The 7,663-nt window shown below is 50.0% G+C and carries 10 protein-coding genes; 2 read left to right on the top strand and 8 right to left on the bottom strand.

Going from position 1 to position 7,663, the window contains the following annotated elements; all coding sequences use genetic code 11:
- Positions 1-147 precede the first annotated feature (147 nt).
- From fusA to fkpA, 8 genes are all read right to left on the bottom strand, one after another.
- Positions 148-2,244: an elongation factor G gene (gene fusA / locus C7A19_RS09405; protein ID WP_069361830.1), complete on the bottom strand. Its 2,097-nt coding sequence runs from the start codon at positions 2,242-2,244 to the stop codon at positions 148-150.
- Positions 2,245-2,319: 75 nt separating this feature from the next.
- Positions 2,320-2,790 (bottom strand): 30S ribosomal protein S7, encoded by a 471-nt coding sequence (rpsG, locus tag C7A19_RS09400; protein WP_025673237.1) that lies wholly within the window; start codon positions 2,788-2,790, stop codon positions 2,320-2,322.
- 97 nt (positions 2,791-2,887) lie between these two features.
- Positions 2,888-3,262, bottom strand: a complete 375-nt coding sequence (gene rpsL / locus C7A19_RS09395; protein ID WP_025673238.1) for a 30S ribosomal protein S12 — start codon at positions 3,260-3,262, stop codon at positions 2,888-2,890.
- A 177-nt stretch (positions 3,263-3,439) separates the two neighbouring features.
- Positions 3,440-3,730, bottom strand: a complete 291-nt coding sequence (gene tusB / locus C7A19_RS09390) for a sulfurtransferase complex subunit TusB (RefSeq protein WP_069361831.1) — start codon at positions 3,728-3,730, stop codon at positions 3,440-3,442.
- A gap of 10 nt (positions 3,731-3,740) precedes the next feature.
- Positions 3,741-4,097, bottom strand: coding sequence for a sulfurtransferase complex subunit TusC (gene tusC, locus C7A19_RS09385; RefSeq protein WP_077459368.1), 357 nt, complete (start codon positions 4,095-4,097; stop codon positions 3,741-3,743).
- 7 nt (positions 4,098-4,104) lie between these two features.
- Complete coding sequence (tusD, locus tag C7A19_RS09380; RefSeq protein WP_077650012.1) at positions 4,105-4,497, bottom strand: sulfurtransferase complex subunit TusD; 393 nt, start codon at positions 4,495-4,497, stop codon at positions 4,105-4,107.
- Positions 4,494-5,183: a transcriptional regulator gene (locus C7A19_RS09375; protein WP_077522054.1), complete on the bottom strand. Its 690-nt coding sequence runs from the start codon at positions 5,181-5,183 to the stop codon at positions 4,494-4,496. The genes tusD and C7A19_RS09375 overlap by 4 nt, the downstream gene beginning before the upstream one ends.
- 159 nt (positions 5,184-5,342) lie before the next feature.
- On the bottom strand, positions 5,343-6,128 hold the full coding sequence (gene fkpA, locus C7A19_RS09370) for an FKBP-type peptidyl-prolyl cis-trans isomerase (protein WP_069361835.1): 786 nt from the start codon (positions 6,126-6,128) through the stop codon (positions 5,343-5,345).
- A 123-nt stretch (positions 6,129-6,251) separates the two neighbouring features.
- On the opposite strand from fkpA, the gene C7A19_RS09365 reads away from it, so the two are divergent.
- Both C7A19_RS09365 and C7A19_RS09360 read left to right on the top strand, forming a co-directional pair.
- Positions 6,252-7,238 carry a hypothetical protein gene (locus C7A19_RS09365; protein WP_198534590.1) on the top strand — a complete coding sequence of 329 codons (987 nt, stop codon included), beginning with the start codon at positions 6,252-6,254 and terminating at the stop codon, positions 7,236-7,238.
- 12 nt (positions 7,239-7,250) lie between these two features.
- On the top strand, positions 7,251-7,472 hold the full coding sequence (locus C7A19_RS09360; protein ID WP_077459360.1) for a SlyX family protein: 222 nt from the start codon (positions 7,251-7,253) through the stop codon (positions 7,470-7,472).
- Positions 7,473-7,663: the final 191 nt, after the last annotated feature.

Here is a 7,663-nt window from a genome sequence, read left to right as displayed (position 1 = left end):
CCAACGTTAACGTGCGTTTTCGTACGTTCAAATTTTTCTTTAGACACGATCGTCTTCCTTCCTAGTTGTGAGTTAAAGGACTTGGCCTAGTAACTCAGAAGTCAGTGTTTGATGCCGAGCACGATGTCGGCATCTGGACCAAAATAATTAGCTACGCTCTGCGATCAGGGCGTCAGCGATGTTCTTAGGCACTTCACCGTACTCGCTAAATTCCATCGAGTAAGATGCACGGCCTTGTGTCGCACTACGTAGGTCAGTAGCGTAACCGAACATTTCAGACAGTGGAACCTGGGCGCGTACGATCTTCAGACCCGCAGGGCCTTCTTCCATACCACCGATCAGGCCACGACGACGGTTCAAGTCACCGACAACGTCACCCATCCACTCTTCTGGCGTGGTTACTTCAACCTTCATCATTGGCTCAAGCATAACAGGCTGCGCGTCGTGAGCACCTTTCTTGAATGCCATTGATGCGGCGATCTTAAACGCCATTTCGTTAGAGTCAACATCGTGGTAAGAGCCATCGAACAAGGTTGCTTTAACGTCAAGTACCGGATAGCCAGCCAGTACACCGTTAGCCATCTGCTCTTCGATACCTTTAGCCACCGAGCTGATGTATTCACGTGGAACCACACCACCAACGATTTCGTCAACAAAGACAAAGCCTTCGTTCGGCTCTGATGGTTCGATTTTCAGCCATACGTGACCGTACTGACCACGACCACCAGACTGTTTAACGAACTTACCTTCAACTTTGGTGCTACCACGGATGGTTTCGCGATAAGCAACCTGTGGCTTACCAACGTTACACTCAACGTTAAATTCGCGACGCATACGGTCAACGATGATGTCTAGGTGAAGCTCACCCATACCAGAGATCAGGGTCTGGCCAGACTCTTCGTCAGACTCAACGCGGAAAGATGGATCTTCGGCCGCCAGTTTACCTAGCGCGATACCCATTTTCTCTTGGTCAGCTTTAGACTTAGGCTCAACCGCGATCTGGATAACTGGATCAGGGAATTCCATGCGCTCTAGGATTACTTTTGAATCCATTGAACATAGGGTATCACCCGTGGTCACGTCTTTCAGACCAACCGCAGCAGCGATGTCGCCGGCACGGATTTCTTTGATCTCTTCACGCTTGTTGGAGTGCATCTGTACGATACGACCCAAACGCTCACGCTTTTGCTTCACTGAGTTATAGACAGTGTCGCCAGAGTTAACCACACCTGAGTAAACACGCATAAAGGTCAACGTACCTACGAATGGGTCAGTCGCGACTTTAAATGCCAATGCTGCAAACGGTTCTTTGTCGTCAGCGTGACGTGCGATTGGGTTACCGTCTTCGTCTTCACCTTTGATTGACTTCACATCAATCGGTGATGGCAAGTATTCGATAACCGCATCCAGTACTGCCTGAACGCCTTTGTTCTTAAACGCAGAACCACAGGTTGCCAGTACGATTTCGTTATCAAGGGTACGCTGACGCAGGGCTGTCTTGATTTCTTCTTCAGACAACTCACCTTCTTCAAGGTATTTGTCCATCAGCTCTTCAGAGGCTTCAGCAGCAGACTCAACCAAGAAGTTGTGCCACTCTTCTGCTTGCTCTTTCAGATCGTCTGGAATTTCTTCATAGGTATAAGTCATACCCATGTCTGCTTCGTTCCAGTTGATCGCTTTCATTTTGATCAGGTCAATCACGCCCTTGAACTGGTCTTCTGCACCAATGTTCAAGTGAATTGGCACAGGGTGTGCGCCAAGACGGTTTTTGATTTGATCAACAACGCGCAGGTAATCAGCACCCGCACGGTCCATCTTGTTGACGAATACCATACGCGGTACTTCGTATTTATCAGCCTGACGCCATACGGTTTCAGACTGAGGCTCAACACCTGATGAACCACAGAATACAACCACCGCACCATCAAGAACACGCAAAGAACGCTCAACTTCGATAGTGAAGTCAACGTGTCCAGGAGTATCGATGATGTTTACGCGGTGTTGTTTGAACTGCTGATCAGAACCGGCCCAGAAAGTCGTGGTCGCGGCTGAGGTGATGGTGATACCACGCTCCTGCTCTTGCGACATCCAGTCCATGGTAGCGGCGCCGTCGTGTACCTCACCGATTTTGTGTGACAGACCTGTGTAGAACAGGATCCGCTCGGTAGTCGTGGTTTTACCGGCGTCTACGTGAGCACAAATACCGATGTTACGGTAGCGCTCGATAGGGGTTTTACGAGCCACAATAGTATCCTCTTGCTAAGGTTAACCTTAGAAAATGGGTTTGGCGTGCCCCGAGTGGGACACGCCATGAAGGCATTACCAGCGGTAATGTGCGAACGCTTTGTTCGCGTCTGCCATACGGTGAACGTCTTCACGTTTCTTAACAGCAGTACCTTTGTTTTCTGACGCGTCTAGCATCTCGCTTGCTAGGCGCTGAGCCATAGATTTTTCACCACGCTTACGAGCGGCTTCAACCAACCAACGCATAGCCAGTGCGTTACGACGTACAGGACGTACTTCTACCGGCACTTGGTAAGTTGAACCACCTACACGGCGAGATTTAACCTCGACCGCTGGGCGTACGTTTTCAAGAGCTTGTTCGAATACAGCCAAGTGCTCTTTACCAGAACGCTCAGCCATGATGTCTAGTGCACCATAAACGATTTTTTCAGCCGTTGACTTCTTACCGTCAACCATCAGGATGTTTACAAATTTTGCCAGCAATTCTGATCCGAACTTAGGATCTGGAAGAATTTTACGCTGACCAATTACGCGACGACGTGGCATGGATTATCTCCGTTGTCTTCTTCAGGTTTTATCCAAAACTTTTCAGTTTTTTCAAAATTCAATTGTTTGAGTGTTTGGCCTTACTTAACGGAATCCATTAAGACTTAGGACGCTTCACACCGTACTTAGAACGACCTTGTTTACGGCCGTTAACGCCTGCACAGTCAAGTGCGCCACGAACAGTGTGGTAACGCACACCCGGCAAGTCTTTAACACGACCGCCGCGGATAAGCACAACACTGTGCTCTTGCAGGTTGTGGCCTTCACCACCAATGTAAGAGGTGACTTCAAAGCCATTGGTCAAACGCACACGGCATACTTTACGCAGTGCAGAGTTTGGTTTCTTTGGAGTAGTGGTGTAAACACGAGTACATACACCACGTTTTTGTGGACACGCTTCCAACGCAGGCACGTTGCTTTTCGCAACTTGCTTCAAGCGTGGCTTGCGAACCAGCTGGTTAATAGTTGCCATTAAATAGCTCCTGATATTACTTAACGTATAAGTGTGAAAAATCTAGCCCCAATACAACAGGGACGCGAAATTTTAGGCGTCGGGGTATGGGGTGTCAAGATTTATACAGAGATCTTTGCATTGTTTGTTTTTCGAACAGCACGCGGGGGATTTTCACACACGACAAAGACTAGCCGATTACCATGTCATTTGCGTGACATGTTCAGCGCTCAAATCGACCAATTGATGCATATCAATCAGCTCAGCACTGGGGTGTAGTTTCTCACCAAGCCCACGAGCGTCCACATCCTCTTTCAGCAAATAAACAGCATGCGTCTCGGTAAACAATCGGATTGCCCACTCGCTCCCCGCCACCCCGGCGACAACAGCATCACTGATCAAGACAATCGCACTGTTCGATGGCGCGTAGTCTAAGCACTGTGCCAAGGCTTGACGGCTGTATGGTGAGTGTTTGACCAGGTGAAGCACGGCCTTCTCCTTAAAAATGTAGAATGCGATCGCAGCCTGACAGCTGCGTTTTGATTTGCTCGACGGATAACGCTTGAGTCGACAGCACCGTAGACGTTTGCTCAAGTCCTCGTGCGGTCAACGAGGCCTGACAGGCATAAATCGCTTCGACATCACACAAGGGGAGCATTTTAAAGCTGGCGATATAGTCACGGCTCAAAATCTGGCTCGGTTGCTGCCCTTCAAGCAATTGAAAGACACCGTCGCCGATAAAAAACACCACCAAGTTGTCACAAAAGGCGGACGCAGCAAGCAGTGCATCCAGCCCTTCTCGGCCACTTGCGCTGCCATGAGGTGCCGAGGAAAAAACAAACCCTATTTTCATCACTGCCCTCTTAAAATTGCATCACACGGTCGGCGGTCAATAAAGCTTCCGCCAGCGCCCCAAGCCCCGCTTGGGAAAAGTCGGTTGCCAAGGTGCTTTGCGATAACCCATGTTGTGCCGCTTCCTGATCACTGATCACACCACGCCGCAGCGCTGCAGCTACACAGGTTTCCAGTTCCACGTGATGATCACGGGCTAACGCCTGCCACGCGCCCACCAAATCAAATTCATCATTTGCAGGGACAGTGCTCGCTAACCCATTCAATACACCATCTTGATAGAAAAATACCTTACTGACTTGATGCCCAGCCTCTATTGCCGCACAAGCAAACTGATACGCGGTACGTGCCATTTGTGTGCCGTAAGCCGGCTCCGTGACCACTAACACATATTGCAATTTCATGACGCCGCCTCTTCGGTTTTACGTTGTCTGACGTAGAGGTACACCGTGTGTTTAGAAATATTAAGCCTGGCCGCGACCCGATTAATGGCATCTTTGATATCAAAAATCCCTTTATCATAGAGCGCCATGACGATTTGGCGGTTTTTGGTATTGTTAGACACGCTTTTATCGGCGTTCACTTCTTCAACGGTACGCTCGACCGTTTGATCCACCAGCTCTTCCACATCACTGGCAAAATTAACCGATGAGGCCGCTTGCTTCGCTTGGTCGTCGGGAATAAAGGCTTGCAGTACCTGAGAAAAAGGCGCGTCTAAATTGATATTGATACATAACAGCCCAATGATGCGGTTGTCCCCGTTACGAATGGCCACCGTGATTGATTTCATCAAGGTGCCACTTTTCGCGCGGGTAAAGTAAGCGCGAGAGAAGTTGCGCTCGGAGCCCTCGATATCACGCAGCATGCGCAAGGCTAAGTCAGTGATGGGTGAACCCACCTGACGCCCGGTATTTTCACCGTTGGCGATTTTTATCGCCGACTTATTTAAATCGTCTAATGCATGCAGCACGATTTCACAGTGCTCACCAATCAAGGCGGCTAGCCCATCGACCACGGCCGAGTAGGACTGCAAGATAATGCTGTCTTGTTGGTTAAGTGGATTGGGCTCGATGAGCTCACTTTCCGTCATAATGTTCGCGCCAAAACCCTCTGTCGGTACCACGTACGCCTACCCTTATTCGACCATTTATCTTTATTGCTCTGCGCTCAGTTTAACAGAATTCCTATCTAAAAATGCAAAAAGCCCCGGCAACGCCGGGGCTGGTATCACGGGTGAAGACCTTAGCTTTTAGCCTTGGCTCGCGCTATCACCTTCTTTCGCATCATCTTTGATTTCGAGCAACTCAACATCAAATACCAAGGTTGAGTTGGCAGGAATCGATGCGGTGTCTTGGTCACCATAAGCCAGCTCTGGCGGTACAACAAAGGTAAACTTAGAGCCGACCGGCATCAGCTGCACCCCTTCAGTCCAGCCAGGGATCACTCGATTGAGTGGGAAAGTGGCCGGTTCACCGCGATCGTATGAGCTATCGAATTGCGTACCGTCAGTCAGGGTACCTTTATAATGCACCACAACCGTATCTTCTGCTGATGGCTTCTCACCATCACCCATGCTATCGACTTTGTACAACAGCCCAGAATCAGTTTCTTTCACGCCTTCTTTCTGCGCAAACTCAGTGCGGTATTTTTCACCGTCAGCGATCGCGGCTTCTGCTTTTTCTTTTGCTTGTTGCTGCGCAAGCTTGGTCACACGCTGATCAAGCGATTGCAACGCCGCCTGTGCTTGCTCATCGGTTAACTTTGACTCACCTTGAAAGACGTCTTGCACCCCTTGCAATACCACCTCTTTATCCAGCTCGAGACCAATTTCGGCCTGCTGCTCCAAGTTGGCGTTGAGGTATTGCGCCAAAGAAGCGCCAATCGCGTAGGCTGCTTTGTCGTCTTCGTTGGCAAACGCCGCTTCGGCTTGTTCAGCCGCTTGGTTGGTTTGCTCTACTTTTGCGTCTTCTTGTTGACAGCCGACGGCAAAGGCAACGGTTGCCGCGAGTAGCGACATCTTCATTACTGATTTCATTGGGTACTCCGTTGATGGTAAGGATTAATCCTCGTATTGTATTTACTGACGCATCCACCATGCGAAAGCCTGATTCTATCCATATACTCGTGGTTATATGGCTGCACACTCTGGAACTCAAGTATGATGCCCAAAATCCGCCACATTGTTGGCATTTTTATTCTGTTAAGCGGCCTAACGGGCTGCTGGCAGTCTGGCAAAGAAGCCCAGCGCTGGTCAATCCACCCTGAGGGCGCCACCAGCTTTAGTCTTAGCCGCGATGGCCGTTTTGCTTTACTCGCCTCGGACGAAACCGACATTGTCCTGTGGGATCTGGTCACCAATCAGCAGTTGGCGGAGTTAGGGCCGCAAGATCCTAATGCCAACCCTGTCGTGGTCAGCCATATTTCCGATAATAAGCGCTACGCTATCACCGCAACGGCACAAAACTTTGCCGTTTGGGATCTGGCTTGGAGCCAGTCTCAAGGACTCTGGTCTATTTCTGACGGCATCATCCGCGATGCCGCGATCAGCAACAATGGTGAAAAGCTGGTACTGGCCATGTCTAGCGGTAAAGCATTATTCATCGACTTAGGCACGGGAAGGCGCCTAGAGTTCCTTGCGCATCGCGATAAAGTCAATGCGGTCGCGATTTCCCCCAATGGTGCTTACGTTCTGTCAGGGGGGAATGACCATCATGCCTATTTTTGGGATACCGAGTCGGGGCAAATTATCAACGACTTCGCCTATGATCAACGGGTTAAGCAAGTGGCCTTGCATCGTGAAGGGCAATACGCGTTCGTCTCTGATGGCGGCAATCGCGCGGTGATTTGGGCTTTGCCCAGTGGTGAAAAGGTAAGTGAGCTGGATATTTTTGCTCGACAAGCGATTTACGCCAGTGCCCGTTTTTCCGATGATGGCCGTCAGTTGGCCACAGGCACCCCCTCACAGCGGGTCGAATTATGGGACGTACAAAGCGGTGAAAACATTGGCCGCTGGCAAGCCTTGGCGCAACCAGACACTCGCCCACCTAGCGCAGTCGTGTATGATGTGGCTATCGACCCCACCGGGCGAGTGATTTCCGGGACATCAGCCGGTATCGCCCAAGCTTGGTTAACCGACGCGCAATAGCGAGAGAGCAGTATGAGCGAGATTGATAAGTTACAGCAGCAAATCGACGACCTGGAATATAAGGTCGCTTTTCAAGAAGACACCATCGAGCAGCTCAACCACGCGTTAACCCAGCAGCAGGGGGACATTGAGCGTATGACAGTGCAAATTCAATACTTAGTCAGTAAGTTAAAAAACATAGAGCCGGAAAACATTGCCAGCCAAGCAGAAGAAACCCCGCCACCACACTATTGATACGAAAAAGGCGCCATTCGGCGCCTTCAGATTGCTGACGAACCCCGCCTTTTTAGGCGGGGTTCTTTTTTACAAGCGGCCGTAGGCCGCGATCGCGATATTTTTTTGTTAGAGAGTGGTCGTTATCGAACAACGCCCAAATTGACGGATAGAAGCCAGTATTTGCCTTATATCCGCCATGTTAAAGCCAC

The sequence above is a fragment of the Salinivibrio sp. HTSP genome, from assembly GCF_003390965.1.
In the GTDB taxonomy this organism is placed as follows: domain Bacteria; phylum Pseudomonadota; class Gammaproteobacteria; order Enterobacterales; family Vibrionaceae; genus Salinivibrio; species Salinivibrio kushneri.
This window is presented reverse-complemented; position numbering and strand designations above follow the sequence as displayed.